The 16,438-nt window shown below is 71.0% G+C and carries 9 protein-coding genes and 1 pseudogene; 5 read left to right on the top strand and 5 right to left on the bottom strand.

The genetic code is table 11. The annotated features are described in order from the left end of the window. The 3 genes and pseudogenes from AB0B89_RS27455 to AB0B89_RS27445 all read left to right on the top strand — a co-directional run. Nucleotides 1–581: pseudogene (locus AB0B89_RS27455) on the top strand (sugar ABC transporter substrate-binding protein); the annotation flags it as partial. Nucleotides 582–648: 67 nt separating this feature from the next. Beyond that, nucleotides 649–1,563, top strand: a complete 915-nt coding sequence (locus tag AB0B89_RS27450) for a sugar ABC transporter permease (RefSeq protein WP_358558597.1) — start codon at nucleotides 649–651, stop codon at nucleotides 1,561–1,563. Between the two features lie 12 nt (nucleotides 1,564–1,575). Further along, a complete protein-coding gene (locus tag AB0B89_RS27445) occupies nucleotides 1,576–2,496 on the top strand; it encodes a carbohydrate ABC transporter permease (protein WP_358558596.1) in 921 nt (306 codons plus the stop codon). Between the two features lie 136 nt (nucleotides 2,497–2,632). On the opposite strand, the gene AB0B89_RS27440 is transcribed toward AB0B89_RS27445, so the two are convergent. From AB0B89_RS27440 to AB0B89_RS27420, 5 genes are all read right to left on the bottom strand, one after another. Then, entirely contained in the window at nucleotides 2,633–3,034 is a 402-nt protein-coding gene (locus tag AB0B89_RS27440; RefSeq protein WP_358558594.1) for a hypothetical protein, read from the bottom strand. A gap of 10 nt (nucleotides 3,035–3,044) precedes the next feature. Next, nucleotides 3,045–3,326, bottom strand: coding sequence for a WhiB family transcriptional regulator (locus tag AB0B89_RS27435; protein WP_358558599.1), 282 nt, complete (start codon nucleotides 3,324–3,326; stop codon nucleotides 3,045–3,047). A 172-nt stretch (nucleotides 3,327–3,498) separates the two neighbouring features. After that, the gene (locus AB0B89_RS27430; RefSeq protein WP_358558592.1) at nucleotides 3,499–8,439 is read right to left on the bottom strand and encodes an SbcC/MukB-like Walker B domain-containing protein; all 4,941 of its coding nucleotides are present in this window, start codon (nucleotides 8,437–8,439) and stop codon (nucleotides 3,499–3,501) included. Continuing rightward, the gene (locus tag AB0B89_RS27425; RefSeq protein ID WP_358558590.1) at nucleotides 8,436–9,839 is read right to left on the bottom strand and encodes a DUF2398 family protein; all 1,404 of its coding nucleotides are present in this window, start codon (nucleotides 9,837–9,839) and stop codon (nucleotides 8,436–8,438) included. The genes AB0B89_RS27430 and AB0B89_RS27425 overlap by 4 nt, the downstream gene beginning before the upstream one ends. A 79-nt stretch (nucleotides 9,840–9,918) precedes the next feature. Continuing rightward, a complete protein-coding gene (locus AB0B89_RS27420) occupies nucleotides 9,919–11,637 on the bottom strand; it encodes a TIGR02677 family protein (RefSeq protein WP_358558588.1) in 1,719 nt (572 codons plus the stop codon). Nucleotides 11,638–12,245: 608 nt separating this feature from the next. On the opposite strand from AB0B89_RS27420, the gene AB0B89_RS27415 reads away from it, so the two are divergent. Both AB0B89_RS27415 and AB0B89_RS27410 read left to right on the top strand, forming a co-directional pair. Further along, the gene (locus tag AB0B89_RS27415; RefSeq protein ID WP_358558586.1) at nucleotides 12,246–14,687 is read left to right on the top strand and encodes a M14 family metallopeptidase; all 2,442 of its coding nucleotides are present in this window, start codon (nucleotides 12,246–12,248) and stop codon (nucleotides 14,685–14,687) included. Between the two features lie 312 nt (nucleotides 14,688–14,999). Then, on the top strand, nucleotides 15,000–16,438 hold a 1,439-nt coding region (locus tag AB0B89_RS27410), incomplete at its 3' end, for a CoA-binding protein (RefSeq protein ID WP_358558584.1).

Here is a 16,438-nt window from a genome sequence, read left to right as displayed (position 1 = left end):
ACCTGCTCCAGGGCAGCGAGGGGCTTGACCACCTCCTGACCCAGTCGGCGCAGAACAAGTACGAGGTGGCCATGCTGCCCTGCGGGTCGTGGCTGGAGAACGAGCAGAAGGACACCACGCCGGCCGACTTCGGCTACGCCATGTTCCCGCTCCCCTCGTTCACCGGGTCCGACGCCCTGCCGTACGGCACGCTGCACTCCCGTCCCGGTGAGGAGTACTTCGTGGCGGCCAAGTCGGCCAACCCGCTCGCCGGCGTGGAGTACATGCGCGCCATGCTCTCCAAGGACGGCGCGGGGAAGTTCACCGAGCTGGTCAGCACGCTGACCGTGGTGAACGGCGCGGCGGACGGGCGCACGCTCAAGCCCGGCCTGGAGAGCGCCGCCTCGGCCCTGAAGGACGCGGGGACCAACGTCACCTACTTCCGGTTCCGCCAGTGGTACAAGGAACTGCACGACGAGGTGGCCGCGGCCACCGGCCAGCTCATGTCGGGCCGGCTGAAGGTCGCGGAGTGGGCCGACCGGATCCAGAAGAAGTCCGACGAGATCAAGAACGACTCCTCGGTCAAGAAGTTCACCCGCTGACCGAAACGGTCGCCCGGTAGCGGCAGGAAAGGCGGCGAGCGGGATGACGAACGGCAGGACGCGCGTCATGAGAGGGGCCGGCTTCACCAGGGCGCGGTTCATAACGGGCTTTCTCGCGGTTCCGGTGCTGCTCTACCTCATCTACGTGATCTCCCCCTACGCGCAGGCCTTCTACATCGCGATGACCAACTGGCGGGGCGTGAGCGCCGACCCCCGGTTCGTCGGGCTGGAGAACTTCCAGAGGCTTCTGGGCGACGGCACCTTCTGGACGGCGGTCGGCCACAACGGCCTGCTGCTGGTCCTGCTGCCGCTGCTCACCATCGCGATCGCCCTGTTCTTCGCCTTCCTTCTCAACGCCGGGGGGACGGGAGGGGGCGTGTCCGGCATCTGGGGCTCCCGGTTCTACCGCGTGGTGTTCTTCTTCCCCCAGGTGCTGGCCGTGGCGATCGTCGCCGTCCTGTTCCAGCAGGTGTTCCGGCCCGACCGGAGCGGCATGCTGAACGGGCCGCTGGTGGCCCTCGGGCTGGAGCCGGTCGGGTTCCTGTCCAACCCGGATGTGGCGTTCTGGTCGATCCTGGGGGTACTTGTCTGGCAGGCCGTCGGGTTCTACGTGGTGCTCTTCTCGGCCGGCATGGCGTCCATCCCGCGCGAGATGTACGAGGCCGCCCAGATCGACGGGGCGGGACGCGTCCAGTTGTTCGCCCGGGTCACGCTGCCGCTGCTCTGGGACACCGTGCAGGTCGGGTTGATCTATCTCGGCATCGCCGCGCTGGACGTCTTCGCCATCGTGTGGGTGATGACGGCCGAGCACGGCGGGCCCGACCACTCCACGACGGTGATGGCGGCCGAGATCTACCGCAACGCGTTCCAGTACTTCAAGTTCGGCTACGCCTCGGCCATGGGCGTGGTGCTGTTCTTCTTCACGGTCGCCTTCGCGGTGCTGGCGATGCGCCTGTCGCGTCGCGAGCGGATCGAGTTCTGAGGGGGCCTGACAATGGTTTCGCGGGCGGAGAAGGTGACGCTCAGCCGGAGCGCGGCGCGCGAGCGGCGCAGGATCCGCCTCGGCCCGCTGTCGGGGTTGTCCCACCTCGCGCTGATCGTGTGGACCGTGCTGGTGGTGGTGCCGATCGTGTGGACGTTCCTCGCCTCGGTGAAGAGCGAGGACGAGATCTTCGGCAGCGCCTGGTCGGTCCCCGCCACCCTGCGCTGGGACAACTGGGCACGGGCCTGGGAGCACGCCCATGTCGGCCAGTACATGATCAACAGCGTCGTCATCGTGGCGTTCGGGACGTTCGGCACCATGCTGTTCGGCTCGATGGCGGCGTACGTGCTCGCGCGCTACCGGTTCCGGGGCAACCGGGCGATCTATCTGCTGTTCGTCTCGGGGCTGGCCTTCCCGGTGTACCTTGCGCTGACGCCGCTGTTCTTCGTGGTGCGGAACATGGGCAGCATCCCGCTGATCGGCCAGTTCATCGGGCTGGACACGCGGGGCGGGCTGGTGCTCGTGTACATCGCCTACTCGCTGCCGTTCACGGTGTTCTTCCTGTCGGCGTTCTTCCGCACGCTTCCCCACGCGGTGGCGGAGGCGGCGTTCGTGGACGGCGCGTCCCACAGCCGGGTGTTCTTCCAGATCATGCTGCCCATGGCCCGGCCGGGCATCGTCAGCATCACGATCTTCAACATCCTGGGCCAGTGGAACCAGTACCAGATACCGCTCGTCCTGCTCAGCGGCCAGTCGAAGGACAAGTGGGTGATCACCCAGGGCATCGCGGACATCTCCACGGCGGCAGGATACGACGCCGACTGGTCCGCGCTGTTCGCCGCGCTGAGCATGGCCATCCTGCCCATGCTGATCGTGTACACGATCTTCCAACGCCAGATCCAGGCCGGCCTCACCGCCGGAGCCCTCAAGTAGCCCGTCCCGTCTCCATGAGGGCACCCGGGCCCCGGTTTCCGCGAAGCAGCCTGGGCCTCCCGAGGCCGGGCGGGAGCCTTCCCGAGGTCGCGCAGGGCTTTCCGAGGCCGGACCCGCGGCTGGTCGGGGAGGGCGGTCAGCCGTGGAGGCGTTGCTTCATCTCCGCCTCGTAGATGTGCCGCCGGCCCCCCGCCAGCTGGTTCCTCATGCGCTCCTCCAGGTCGACGAAACAGCGGCGGTAACCGTCGTCGTACTCCTCGACGATCTGGAAGGTCCACTTTCCGGCGAGCACGTCGCGGCCGAGCAGGTCGGAGCACACCGTGTCGGCATGGTCGCCGTGCCCGGCCTCGCGGAGCAGGGCCACCGCGTCCTCCAGCATCCGGTGGGCCCGTCCGGTGAGCTGGTGGAAGGCGTACAGGTGACCTCGTGCCCGCTCGGCGGTCTCCAGGGCCTCCGAAAGCTTGCCGAGCGCCTCGACGGTGGCGTCGTCCAGCCCGGCGGGCCGCCGGTGGTCCGGATCTGGGAGGTCGTCGTTCATGAGGTGATCACTACCCCGCGTGGACGCGCCAATCCTGGCTCCGGGGGGCGTTGGCCCTGCGTTCGTCGGGATCGGTGCCTCCCCAGATGCCGTGCTCCTCGCGGCTCGTCACCGCGTAGTTCAGGCAGGGTGTCCGTACGGGACAGCGGCGGCAGACCGCCTTGGCCCGCTCGTGCTGAACGTGGCCGGGGCCCTTCGCGGAGATCGGGAAGAACAGCTCCGGATCCTCTCCGCGACAGGCGGCACGACGCAGCCACGAAACTGCAGGTATGACGGTGTCCTGGATGACCATAGCTATCCCATACAAGTGAGTGAACGTAACGACTGCCGGCCCAGCCCGAGAAGTCGCGTGCCCGCTCTGGTCGCGTTGACACCTCTTTTTAGGGATAAATGCACCAACTCAATTCGGCCGTTTCGGTCCTAACGTATTCGCGCGTTCCTGTCACCCGTACGCGCCTCGCCTGTCACACCATGGCCTCCTGCTCCTCAAGGTCGTCCTCGTCGTCGGTGTAGAGGGTGTCCTCCCGCGAGCCGGGCGGGGCGTGCCGCCGGGGGGTGAACCCGAGGAGCTCCTTGACCAGCTCGTCGTTGCCGGCGTATCCGGCGTCGGCGTCGAAGACCTGGGCCCCGTCCCAGAGCGCGAGGATGGTCGACACCGTACGGAGCTCGCTGTCGTGCAGCAGGTCGTAGTGCGCGATCATCGGCACCGTGGAGTACGTGCACCACAGGTCATGACCGGTCATGAAGAGGTCGAGCCCGAACTGCACGGTCAGCCCGAGAAGCTCGGGTTTGTAGTTGTCGTCGATCCCGGCGAACGCCTCGTCGAGGGCGATCACCCGGGGGCACGACGCCCGTCCCGACGAGTAGAGCGCGTTGGCGGCGGCGAACAGCGGCAGGTGGATCGAGGCGGACTTCTCGCCACCCGACATCTGCGAGTGCTTCGCCCGCGTCAGCCTGACCTCGGGCTCCCCGCGCCGCGCCATCAGCAGCTCGAAGGTGTACCAGGAGCGGTAGTCGAGGACGGCCGCGAGCGCCTCCTTGTAGGTGGCGCGGGAGTTCCTGGCCCGGTGGTCCCTGATCATCTGCCTGAGGTGCCCGCGAAGCGTGACGAGCCCTTGGTTCCCGAGCGCCGCCGTGTCGCGCACCAGCAGGGCCGCCACGGCACGCTGCCTGTCGTCGATCTTGTCGGACTGGACCCAGCGGATGCCGATCGTCGTCCCGGACGACATGGGCTTGGAACGGGTGTCGGCGTTCATGCCCCGGACCAGGTCCTTGGCGGCGACGACGCGGGAGTGGATCTGCTGTGCCAGGCCCGTCAGCAGCTCGTCCTCAAGGACGGTGCGCTCGCGGTCCTCAAGGAGCACCCCCTGCTCCTCGGCACGTTCCGCGACGCCGCGGGCGAACGCCGACACCGGGCCCCGCCCGTCGGCGTCGATGACGTGGACGGTGAGCACCGCGCCCGGCTCCCAGTCGAGGCGGTAGTCCTCCTGGCACTTCTCCAGGGCCGCCTGGAAGTCGCGCAGGGCGTTGGAGATGCGGTCGAGCGTGTTCTTCAGCGTGGCGTCGGTGACCGCCCGCCCTCCCTGCGTCGCCGCGTCGTAGGCGTCGATGATCGCCAGGGCGTCGCCCGGCAGGGTCGCGCGGACCGCCTCCAGCGGATCGGGGGACGGGTCGGCCAGCATCAGCTCTGCGACGTCCTCACCCGCCCGCTCCGGCCCCCGAGGGCGATCCTCCAGGGGCCAGGGTGTGGGATCGGCGACCCCGGCCAGCGGGCGGAGGTCGGCCTGGGTGTAGGGGACGAACTCGGCGATCTGCCCGGCCATGCTCAAGAAGGCACCGGCGAGGGCCTCACGCCCGTGTTCGAGCTCGGCCCCTGCGAGGACCTCGGCCTCCCGCTCGCGGGTCGCCACCAGCTCCTGCTCGCCTCGGGTCGTACGCGCCCGGGCGAGCAGGCCCTCGGTCTCCGTGATCTGCCTGAGCACTTCCTTCAGGTCGGCGTCGAAGGTGCGTTCCAGGGTTTCGAGCCGCTCGGCCAGGACGGCGTGCGCCGCCTCGCGCGTGCCGAGAGCCATCTCCCCCTCGGCCTGCTCCTGGCTCAGCCGCTCGATGGTCTCCTCGCGCTCCGCGAGGTCACCCTGCGCCGTGGCGATCTTCTCGCGCTCGGCGCACAGTCCCTCCGCCGCGCGCGTCAGGTCGTCCAGCGCCTGGGCGACGGCGTCCACCTCGCGGGGGTCTCGCGGCATCGCCAGCTCGGCGGCGGCCTGCCGGAGCCGTCTGGCCGCCGCGCCCACCTCGGCCACCGCGCTGTCGACGTGCTTCGCGGTCTCGGCGAGCCGCGCTCGCGCCACCGCCAGGCGGGTGGCCCGATCGGCGACCCCGCCCGCCGCCGTGACGATCGGCCCGGTCTCGGGCAATTCCTTCCTGGCACGGCCGAAATCGGCTACGAGCCCGTTGAGACGCTGGGACTCCTCGCCCAAGCCCTTCTGGGTCTCGACGTGCGCCGTGATGAGCCGGTCGTACTCGGCGATGCGCACCAGCCGTCGAGCCGCGCGATTGGTGGCTCCGATGTACTCCACCGCCGCCTTGGGCCGCCCACCCACGTAGGGACCAACCCCAAACCAACCCCCCCTGCCAACCCCCAAATCCAAACCCCCCGCCAGGCCCGAACCGCCCCCCCCGCCGGAACCCTCCGCCGCGTCCGAACCGACCCCGCCCTCCAAACCCCCCGCTGGCGACCCAACCGCCCCGCCCGAACCGACCCCCGCGCCGGAACCCTCCGCCGCATCTGAACCGACCCCGCCCTCCAAACCCCCCGCTGGCGACCCAACCGCCAGGTCCGAACCGACCCCCGGGTGCGGACCGGATGCCAGGTCCGAGCGTTCCCCGCTCCCGGCATCGGCTCCCGCGTCGTCGCCCGGACGCCCGACGGGAACTCTCGCAGGTACTCGCGCATGGGCGTCGTCGAGGGCGATCGAGCGCAGGATGGCTTCGATCACCTCGGCGGGCACCATGCCCTGCCGCTCGGCGACGAGGATGCCGGCGAGGGTCTGCCCCTGTGGCCGCCGCTCCTCGGGCAGCGGCACCAGGTATCCATCGGCCTCGCCCTCGGACAGCGCCGCGACGGTGAGCTCCGGATCGGGATGGATCCAGGCCGTCAGCAGCCCCGCCCCGTACAGCGCGCCCTCGATGCCGGCGGCGTCACGCTCGTCGACCCCGTCGGCGAACCGGACCAGCCGCCACAGCGGCGCGCCTGGCCGCCCGTCGCGGACGGCCGTGCGCAGGTCGTTGGCGGGAGGCGCGTCGTCGCGCTCGGCCGCAACCGCCTCCCGTTCGGCGCGCAGCTCCCGCAGGAGCGTCGCGACACGCGCCTCCTCGGCGGCCACGTGGGCTCTGGCCTCGATCACCGCGGCACGACGTTCCTCCGTCAGCTCGCCGAAGACCTCCGGCAACCTGCGCGCCCCGGCCTCGCCGATCGCCCCGAGCGTCTCCTCCAAGGCCGCAAGATCACCAGCACTGACCACCGCGACCTCGCCGGCCGAAGGTCCGGCAGCACCACCGAACGCGACCCCACCGACCAACGCTCCCGCAGCACCACCACCCGCCGCTTCACCGACCGGCGCTCCCCCAGCACCACCGCCCGCCGCCTCGCCGACCGGCGCTCCCCCAGCACCACCGCCCGCCGCCTCGCCGACCGGCGCTCCCCCAGCACCACCGACCGCGGCCACGCACGGACCATCGGCCGTGGCGGCCGCTGGATTCGCGGCCACGACCCAGCGCTGGGTCCATCGCGTCAGGGCGTCCTTGGCTGCGTGGCGGGATCGGTCGAGCCTGTCCTGGGCGGCGGACAGTTCTTCCTCGCCCGCGGTCACCGCCCGGTCGGCCTCTTCCGCCGCCGTCTCGGCACGCTTCCGCTTCGCTTCGGCCCCAGCGAGCAGGGCCAGATGACCACGTACCGTCTCGACGTCGCCGCGCCGGGCCGTGACCCTCGCCCTGGCCAGCGCGAGGCTCTCCCGCGGAGAAGCGGGGCTCTCCCGCGGAGAGGCACCGGAGCCACCGAAGCCACCGGCGATATGACCACCCTCGGAGGCCGCACCGGCATCGGAGGGCCCGTCCGCGGGCGTGAGGTCGGCGATGTCCGTCACGCCGGCATGGCCGGCGGCGTCGGCCAGCTCGTTGAGGTGGCGGCCGGCCTTGTCGCGAGCGTCTCTCAGCCGCTCGGCGACCTTCCCGGCCTCGGTGCCCAGCTTGGCGATGTGGCCTCGCACCTGGTCGAGGCGCTGCCGTTCCCTCGCGATGCCCGCGCTGTCGTCGGCGATCTGGCGGCGCAGCCCGTCGAGCTCTCCCCTGGCCTTGTACGCCTCGTGCTGCTTCAGCACGGCGAGCCTGCCGTCGTACCTCGCGAGCTCGGCCTCGGCGGCCTCGCGCCCGGCCGTGGCGGCGGCGTGCGCCGTACGGGCGCGGCGAAGCTCGGACGCCGAACGGGCGATGCGGGCGGCGCAGCTCGCCGCCCCGTCGAGCCGCTCGTGGATGCGGTCGAGGTGGTGCCGGACGTGGGCCCGCAGGTACGCGGTGTAGTGGCCGAGGAACTCCTTGACGGCCCCGTCGGCGAGGGTGAGGTCTTCGAAGAGGCGCTGCACGGCGGCGAGGTTCTCGAAGTCACGCGCGGCCTGCTCGACCAGCACGGGGTCGACAGGGCTGAGCCCGGCGCTGAGGGTGTCGGACACCTTGACCGGGTCGAGATCCTTGGCGAGCAGCGGGCGGCGCAGTGCCAGGAGCAGGTCGAGGAGCTGGGCGTAGCGCTCCTTGCCGAGGCCGAAAAGGCGGGCGTCCACCGCGGCCCGGTATTCGGTCGCGGTCCTGTGCCTTGCTCCGGGCTCCAGGACCGCTTTGAGCTGCTTCTCGGTGAGGGGCCGCGAGTCGGCGGACAGCAGCCCGAAGTCCACGCCGACGCGCCTGCCGGTCACGAAGAACGACGGCGTGACGCCGTCGCGGTGCCGGTGAGCCCGCAGCCCGATGATGAGCGTGACCGCCTCCCCACCACGTCCGTCGGTGTGGTCGGCGTCCCAGGCAGCGCTCACACCCTTGCCGGTTTCATCTGTGTTACCGTCGGCTGGATCTCGGGTGAACTCCATCCACACGTAGCCGTACTCGGCTTCCTGGCCCCGGTAGAGCAGGTTGGACTTCATGGTGCGGTTCTCGCCGCTGAAGGGGTCGAGGCGCCTGGCGTCGCTCACGCCGTCGAGCACGAACGGGAACAGCACTTCCAGGGCCTTGGTCTTGCCCGAACCGTTGTGCCCGCGCAGCACCAGTCGCCCGTCGGCGAAGACGAACTCCTCGTCGATGTAGTCCCAGATATTGATCACACCTGCGCGGGACGGTTTGAATCGGCCGGATGCGGGTGTCATGAAGGGGATCCCTCCGGAAGAGACGGCGAGAGGTGCAGGCCGAGCTGGCCCTGGTTGTGGCGCCTGTCGGGCAGCGCCAGGGTGATGTTGCGGTAGCGGGCGAAGGCCGGGAGCAGCAGCACGCCTCCGGGATGCCGCCGGACCAGCCGGAGCTCGGTCAGGAGCGTCACCGCGGCGTCGAGCAGGCCCTCGGGATCGTGCTGCCACATGCTGGAGAACGAGGCCGCGCCCAGCTCCTCGTACAGCTCGCCGACCATCGCCGTGAGCCGTGCCCGCTCCACCAGCGCCACCTCGGCGGAGGCCGGGACTCCGGCGCCCGGCTCCGCTCCGGGAGTCGGTGCCCACGCGAGCTCGCGGACGACCCCCGCCCGGGGAAGGGCGGAGTCGATGCGCGCGAGGAGGTCGCGCTGGTCGCCGGCCTCGCTCGGCAGGTCGAGGAACGTCACCGAGGCACGCTCGCAAGGGTCTTCGAGCAGGTCGGCCATCTTCGCGAGGAGAAGACCCGCCGCCCGGTTGACCGCGCCTCCCCGCCCGGGGAAAGGCTTGTCGGTGAAGCGTCCCCCCGCGTCCGCGAGCATGGCGCCCTCGGCCCGGCACTCCACGGCGAGCCCGGTCAGCCGCGCCAGGTCGGCGGCAAGGCCGGGCTGCCGCAGGAAGCCGGCGACTTCGGGCTCAACCTGGGCGAAGTAGACGACCGGGTGCTCGACGAGGAGCCGGCGGGCACGGCGCGCCGCGTCTTCAGGACGCACGCGGCCGTGGCCGCCGGAACCCTCCAGCAGGCCCGCCGCGCTGGTCAGATGCTGCACCGGGCGCGCGGGCTTGAACAGGATCGCGCAGATGTCGTGGTCGATGTCGAACAGGGCGTCGCCGCGCTCGGTGTCGTGCGCCCAGTCGTCCAGCGACCCGTCGGAGAGCCGCAGGGCGCCGCGCTCGACCAGCCAGTCGAGGCAGTCGACCACCGCGGCCTTGTGCGCGCCGACGGTGGGATCGAACCCGAGCCCCTCGATCGTGTTGGCCGCCGGGGCGAAGGCCCGTACGAGGTCGGCGAGGCTGATCTCCACGCGGGACCGCTGGAACAGCGCCAGCACCAGGCACAGGTAGGCCAGGCGGCGCCGGTCGAACGGCTTGCCCTTCTTGGCGAACAGCAGCCGCTGCGTCTCGTCGAACGCGTCGAGCCTGCGCACGACCCGGACCTGCGTGGTCGTCGCGATCACGGTGTACCCGAACAGCTCGCGGAGGTCGCGGGTGAGCTGGTCGGCCCACTGGAGCACCTGCTCAAGGGCGCCTGGACGCGGACGGGACGCGGTGATCAGGTCGTTGGTCAGGGCCAGGCGCACGGCCTGCTGGTAGGAACCCAGCTCGCTCGGCAGCACCCCGGCCGCCGCGCCACGCGCCCTCATCGGGTCACCTCAGCGCCGGGCAGGGGCCCCTGCGGCCTCCGGACGGGCGGCCGGGAGGCGACGGTCGCCCCGCACACCCTCATTGGAGTGCTCCCTCGGCCCGCGAGTGCTTCTCAAGCTCACCAGGGGGCGGACGCCCGTCATCCCCGCCGACGGGCCGGTGCTCGTCGGACCCGCCTGCCGGCGAAGGCTTGTCGTGCCTGCCCGCGGGCGGTGCCGGGGTTGTGGTGGCGGCGGCTCGTGCCCGGGCGCGGAGGGATCCTGCGGTGTGCGCGGCCGGTTCGAGGTCGAGCCGGAGGCCCGGCAGGTGGAGGACCCCATGGACCGTGCGCACCGTGCTTCCACCCGGCTCGGGGACCAGGCGGACCGTCATCGACTCGTTCCCCCCGGAGGCGGAGCGCAGCCGGCCGGCGACGACCGTGCGGGCCTCCAGGGCCCGTGTCAGGAGCCGGAGGACCACGCGGGTCTCCACCTCGTCGAGGACGCGCCCGTGGACTCCCGCCTTCACCAGGCCCTCGGCGGCCTCTCGCTCGGAGGCGCGGCCGGACGCCTGCCGCCGGCGCAACTCGCCACGGATGCCGGCCCGCCCCCGGACCGGCTGCGGGACGCCGGGAGTGGGCGCCTTGCCCCGGCGGAACAGGGGCACGGAGATCTCCACACCGGGCGCGTCCCACCAGGTGGAGCGGATGGAGATGACCTCGGCGTCGTCGTGGGCGCCTCCGAGGTGCCGCGCCGTGCGGGCGTTGAACGCGGCCGTCATCAGGGCGTGGGCGGCGCCCTCGTCGGGCACGTTGAAGACCCACTCGGCCAGGTGCCGGAGCTGGGTGGACCGGTTGACGCCACCCCGCTGGGCCTCGGCGATCTGCCGGAGCAGAGCGATGACGCTCGACACGCCGGTGCGGGTGGCGGCGCGCAACTCGGCCGCGCGCGAGGACTCGGACCCGTCGGCGGCGAACCAGGCGCGCAGCACCGCCCAGCGGCGGCGCCAGTCTTCGAGCCTGTCGGCGTAGTCCATGAAGAGCCGCTCGTCGGCCGCGGCCGCCCGGCCCAGCAGGGTCTCGACGCCCGTCCGCTCGACGTCGCGGACCGCCTTGTCGAGGCGGGGCAGGTAGCGGTCGAGCTCGGCCATGAAATCGGTCATGTGCGTCAGCAGGGTGTTCTTGTAGCGGAGGAAGGCCTCGGGGGACGCGTCGGTGGACCGGGTGATCTCCGCGAGGGTGAGGTGGAACCGGGCGGAGCGGCGTGCCATGTCCTCCATGACCGTGTCCAGACGGGAGAGCCTGCGCCAGACCTGCTCGCCATGGCCGGACCGGTTGGCCCCGGCCAGCGCCTTGAGGTCCTCAAGGATGTCGGAGAAGACCAGCCGCGACAGGTTGACGTCCTGCGGGCGGGCGGCGATCACCTCCTCGACGGCCACGAACGCCTGGTAGCCCAGCTCGCTGAACTGGTAGACCGACTGGCGGTTGCGGTAGCGCACGAGGCTGCCGGCCCGGGAGGCGTCTTCGAGCCGGTGGACGACGCCGTCGTCGGCGAGCGCGTCGAGCCGGGACCGGAGGTTCTCGTCGGCCGAGGGCGCGTCGTCATAGGCGGCGCCCAGCTCGGCGAGCACGCGCGCGACGTCGTCGGGATGAGCCTGGAGCTGGTGGACGGCCCGGAGGCGGTCCATGGAGCGGAGCACCCAGAGGTAGACCAGGTGGTCGTCGCGCCTGGTGAAGTTGAACAGGCGGAAGCGGTCGCTCACGGCGAACGCGCCCAGGTCGAACGCGCGCGACGCGCCCGTGACAGCTCTCTCCGTCATCCCCACTCCCCCGGCCGGCCGTGAGGTCGCTCGGAGAAACGACCTCGTGCGGCTGTCAGCACCCCGCCGGGACGAGAGGACGGCCCTCTCCCCCGGCAAACCCTCACCTCGCGGCGAGCCCCCTGTGCGAGCACAGAGCCGATCACACTCATGGATACACGAAGATCTCACCCCCGGGACCGGCGCGGACCGTGCCTGTGGACGAACGCGGAGTGCTCCACAGGCCGCGCACAATCTTGCTCGTGATCGGCCTTCGTCGCACCTCGCCGCCCATTGATAGCGTCCCCGACCGACAATTCCCGGCCGCCGCCGCCGAGGAGGCCGGATGCGCGCATGACGAGGACGGGGCGCCCCATGAGCCGGGGCCGCGCCGGCCGGCCACCGATCCCGCGCCAACCGCGCTTGACATGATCAATGACCCGCGAACCTAACACTGGGCGATATGTCCCGAAATTCCACGTTAAGCCCTATAACCATGGTCGATCGATATAAATGTCACCTTTAGGTCTTGACGGTAGATCTTTAATTGACCGAGACTCCTCACCACCTGCGTGCTTCGACCCGGTATGACCCCCTACCCGGGACCGCATGCCAACAGGAGGAATCTCTTGAGGAGTTCTTTCACCAGCAGGAGAGCCGGTCGCCTCGCGGCCGGCCTCGCACTACCTGTCGTTCTCACCTTCACCGCGCTCCCCGTTCTCGCGGCCCCCACCCCCTCCCCGGTCACACCCGACCGGCAGTCCAGCACCGTCCAGGACGGCGTCGCCCTGCTGCGCATCGTCGTCCCCGACGAGGCCGGCGTGGAGGAGCTCAACGACCTGGGCGTCGACCTGGCCGAGTACAAGAAGCCCCTCGACAACGGCATCGAGGTGCACGCCGTACTCAGCCCGCAGGAGGCCGACGACCTCCGCGCCAAGGGTTTCGACGTGCGCGGCTCCATCTCCGACCAAGCCGACGCCGTCGCGAACCAGGCCGAGAGGCGGTCCGCGATGAAGTCCGCCGACGCGGCGGAGGCGACGACCGACAAACTGACCGCGCTGCGCGCCGAGTGGTTCACCAGCACCGACGACCAGCGGTTCATCTCCGTCGAGGTCAAGTCGAGCGCCACCGACGCGGAGACGGTGCTCACCGCCACCTGGGACAGCGGCCCGAAGACCGCCCCCGACTCCGGCGGCACTGCGACGATGTCGCGGTTCACCGACGCCGGGCAGTACATGTACCACCGGTTCAACTCGCCCCTGCCCATCACGCAGGCGCCCACGAAGGTCACCATCACCAGCAACCGCGGCGGCACCATCACGGTGCCGGTGACCAAGTGGCTGGGTGACAAGCGCAAGGCCCCGAACAAGCACTACGTGCAGGACTTCGTCGACCACTACATGGACCCGACCGAGATCACCGGCCGGTTCACCTCCCTGGCGTCGCAGTTCCCGAAGATCTCGCAGATCATCGACCTGCCGTACAAGACGAACGGCTACCGCCGCGCCGCGCAGGCGCAGTTCGGCACCGTCACGGCGAGCACGCTGTACGTGACCTCCAAGGCCTTCGGGTCCGAGGGCGGCAACGACATCAGCGTGGCCCTGGTGAAGCCGGACGCCGCCTCCAGCGCGCTCGGCGTGTCGGTCAGCGGCAAGGACGTGGTGGTCAGCCTCGCCACGGACGGGTCCAACGCGATCAGCAGCTCCGCCGCCCAGGTGGTGGCCGCGCTGAACGCCCACGCGGCGGCCTCGGCCCTGCTCAGCGCGAGCACGTACCGGGGCAACGCGGGCGCCGGCCTCGTCGCCGCCGCCCCGGCGACCAAGCTGACCGACAATCTCAAGGCCCCGGCGACGGTCAAGCGCGAGCCGTTCCAGATGAAGGCGCTGCGCATCGGCAAGAAGCGGGACGGCTCCAAGGTGGGCGTGTTCCTCTACTGCCAGGAGCACGCACGCGAGTGGGTCACCCCGCTGGTCTGCGTGGAGTCCGCCGAGCGCCTCCTGCGCAACTACTCGCGCGACGAGCGGACCAAGAAGCTGGTCGACAACCTCGACATCTTCGTGGTGCCGACGATCAACCCCGACGGCGCGCACTACTCGATGTACGACTACAACATGCAGCGCAAGAACATGACCAACCACTGCGCCGCCAACGCGGCCGACCCCGCGAACCGCAACTCCTGGGGCGTGGACCTGAACAGGAACTTCTCGGTCGGTTCGCTCTTCGACGGGTACAGCGGGGCCTCGTCGAGTTGCACCAGCGCCACGTACGCCGGTCCGTCCGAGTTGTCGGAGCCTGAGGCGCGCAACGAGGTCTGGCTCACCAACCAGTTCCCGAACATCAAGTTCGCGATGAACACCCACTCCTACGGCGGCTACTTCATGTGGCCTCCGGGCGCGTACAAGACGCAGGGCCGCGAGCTGCTGCCGCGCGTCGACTTCGGCACGGAGAACTACTTCTGGGACGCCTCCAGCCACATCCTGTCCTCGGTGCAGGCCTGGCGCGGCACGGCGATCTGGCCCGGTCGCACGGGCCCGGTCCCGGATGTGCTGTACTCGGCGGCCGGCAACAGCGCCGACGAGCACTGGTTCAACCGCGGCATCATCGGCTGGGACTTCGAGGTCGGCGCGGACGTCTACAACGCCACGACCAAGCAGTTCGACGCGGTGGGCTTCCAGCCGGCGTTCACCGAGGGACACGAGGAGGCGATGGAGTTCGCCAACGGTCAGATCGCCATCCTGGAGGTCGCCCGGGCCTACGCCGACGACAAGAAGAACCCCGACTCGAAGATCCAGGTGACCGGACGTACCAGCACCTCGACGACGTTCAGCTTCAAGATCGACGAGCCGGCGAACGTGTACTACACGCTGGACGGCAGCCGCCCGACGCTGAGCTCCCAGAAGCTCACGTCCTCCGGCATGCGCGAGGGAACCCAGCAGATCACGGTCGACAAGACCACCGAGGTGCACTGGTTCTCGGTGGACATCGCAGGAAACGTCGAGAACAACTACCGCCCGGACGGGCACGGCAACAACTACAGGAAGGAAAAGGTCGAGGTACGCAAGGTCCGCTAGCACCGGGCCGTGACCACGGCGTACGGCCGCGCGTGAACCGCGCGGCCCTGTAGAGGCACCCCAGCATGACCAGGTGGCCGCCGGTTCCCGAACCGGCGGCCACCGTTCGTTCCCCCGGTCCGATCAAGAAGACGGCCAAGGCCCGGGGAGAGCAAGACTTGGCTCCGCAGAGCCATTGACAGCCGCGCGGCGGGCCGCCAGAGTCCGATGAATAACTGACCCATCAGTTAATTTACGTGCCCGGCCAGTGGGCGATGAGGATCACCAGGTGCCGGATGGCGCCGGGCGCGTTTGAGAAGCAGAGGTGAACGCATGACGCTCCGGGTCTTCTCCGACCCCCGGTCCGTGGCAGTGGTGGGCGCGTCGGCCGATCGCGCCAAGTGGGGGTACTGGCTGGCGCGGGGGGCGCTGCGCGGCGCTCACCGGCGTCAGGTCCACCTGGTGAGCCGCTCGGGAGCCGCCATCGAGGGGGTGCCCGCCGTCCACGGGCTGGCCGACCTCGCGGAGCCGCCCGAGCTGGTGGTGCTGAGCGTGCCGCCGGCGTCGGCGGTGCGGATCGTCACAGAGGCGCTCGACCTCGGGGTGCGCGGCTTCCTCGCGATCACCGCGGGAATCGAGGAGACCGGGCTGGCAGAACGCGTGCGCGCGGCCGGAGCCCGGATGATCGGGCCGAACTGCCTCGGCATCTACGACGCGGCGACCGAACTGGAGCTGGCCTGGGGCAACTTCGTCCCCGGCTCGCTCGGGATCGTGTCGCAGTCCGGGCAGCTCGGGCTGGAGCTGGCCGGGCTCGCGCGCGAGGCGGGCATCGGGGTCTCCCGGTTCGTGTCGGTGGGCAACCAGGCCGACGTGTCGGCGCGCGAGATCCTCGCCGACCTGTCCGGCCACGAGCGCACGGCCGCCGTCGTGCTGTACCTGGAGGACTTCCGCGACGGCCGCGAGCTGATCGGGACGCTCCGGCACCTCCGCGAGCAGGGCAGGCCCGTCATCGTGCTGACCGTGGGGGCGAGCGAGGCCTCCCAGGCCGCCGCCCGCTCCCACACCGGCGCGCTGACCGCCGGGCTCGACGTCGTCGAGGCGGCGTGCCGCGCGGCCGGAGCCGTCCTGGTCGAGACGCCCGCCCAGGCCGTCGACCTGGCGCAGCTGCTGATCAGGGCGCCTCGCCTCGCGGGGCGGCGGGTCGCGGTCATCGGCGACAGCGGCGGCCAGGGCGCCGTCGCCGCCGACGTGATCACGCGTGCCGGGCTCGCCGTGCCCGAGCTGGCCGGGGCCGCGCGCGCGATGGCCGGGGAACTGCCCGACGGGGCGGCGGTGCGCAACCCGGTGGACCTCGCGGGCGCGGGCGAGCGCGACCTCGGCGTCTACGCGCGCCTCACCCGGGGCCTCGTGGACAGCGGTGAGGTGGACGCGGTCGTGCTCACCGGCTACTTCGGCTCGTACGGCGCGGACGAGCCGTCGCTGGCCGGCGCCGAGCACGAGGTCATCGCCCGGCTGGGCGCGGCCGTACGTGCCGGCGGGCGGCCCGTCGTCGTCCACAGCATGACCCGCGACTGCGCGGCGGTCGACGCGCTGCGCGAGCAGGGACTCCCGGCCTATCACACGATCGACGCCGCGGCGCGTGCCCTGGCGTACGCGGCACGGCTCGCCCTCTACCCTGCACGGCTCGCCCTTCAGCGTGCTCTGCCGACTCCGCCGGCGGCGCCTCGGCCCGCCGATGACCATGTCCAGCCGGACCGGCCGGCGCCGCGCCC

The organism is Sphaerisporangium sp. NPDC049002 (assembly GCF_040649355.1).
GTDB lineage: Bacteria > Actinomycetota > Actinomycetes > Streptosporangiales > Streptosporangiaceae > Sphaerisporangium.
The sequence above is the reverse complement of the archived record's forward strand: the minus strand, read 5'-3'. Positions and strand labels throughout refer to the sequence as shown.

Bases quoted from the DNA above. Each gene is read 5' to 3' on its own strand.
- AB0B89_RS27450 (WP_358558597.1), top strand. From the start codon at position 649: ATGAGAGGGGCCGGCTTCACCAGGGCGCGGTTCATAACGGGCTTTCTC.
- AB0B89_RS27445 (WP_358558596.1), top strand. From the start codon at position 1,576: ATGGTTTCGCGGGCGGAGAAGGTGACGCTCAGCCGGAGCGCGGCGCGC.
- AB0B89_RS27440 (WP_358558594.1), bottom strand. From the start codon at position 3,034: ATGAACGACGACCTCCCAGATCCGGACCACCGGCGGCCCGCCGGGCTG.
- AB0B89_RS27435 (WP_358558599.1), bottom strand. From the start codon at position 3,326: ATGGTCATCCAGGACACCGTCATACCTGCAGTTTCGTGGCTGCGTCGT.
- AB0B89_RS27430 (WP_358558592.1), bottom strand. From the start codon at position 8,439: ATGACACCCGCATCCGGCCGATTCAAACCGTCCCGCGCAGGTGTGATC.
- AB0B89_RS27425 (WP_358558590.1), bottom strand. From the start codon at position 9,839: ATGAGGGCGCGTGGCGCGGCGGCCGGGGTGCTGCCGAGCGAGCTGGGT.
- AB0B89_RS27420 (WP_358558588.1), bottom strand. From the start codon at position 11,637: ATGACGGAGAGAGCTGTCACGGGCGCGTCGCGCGCGTTCGACCTGGGC.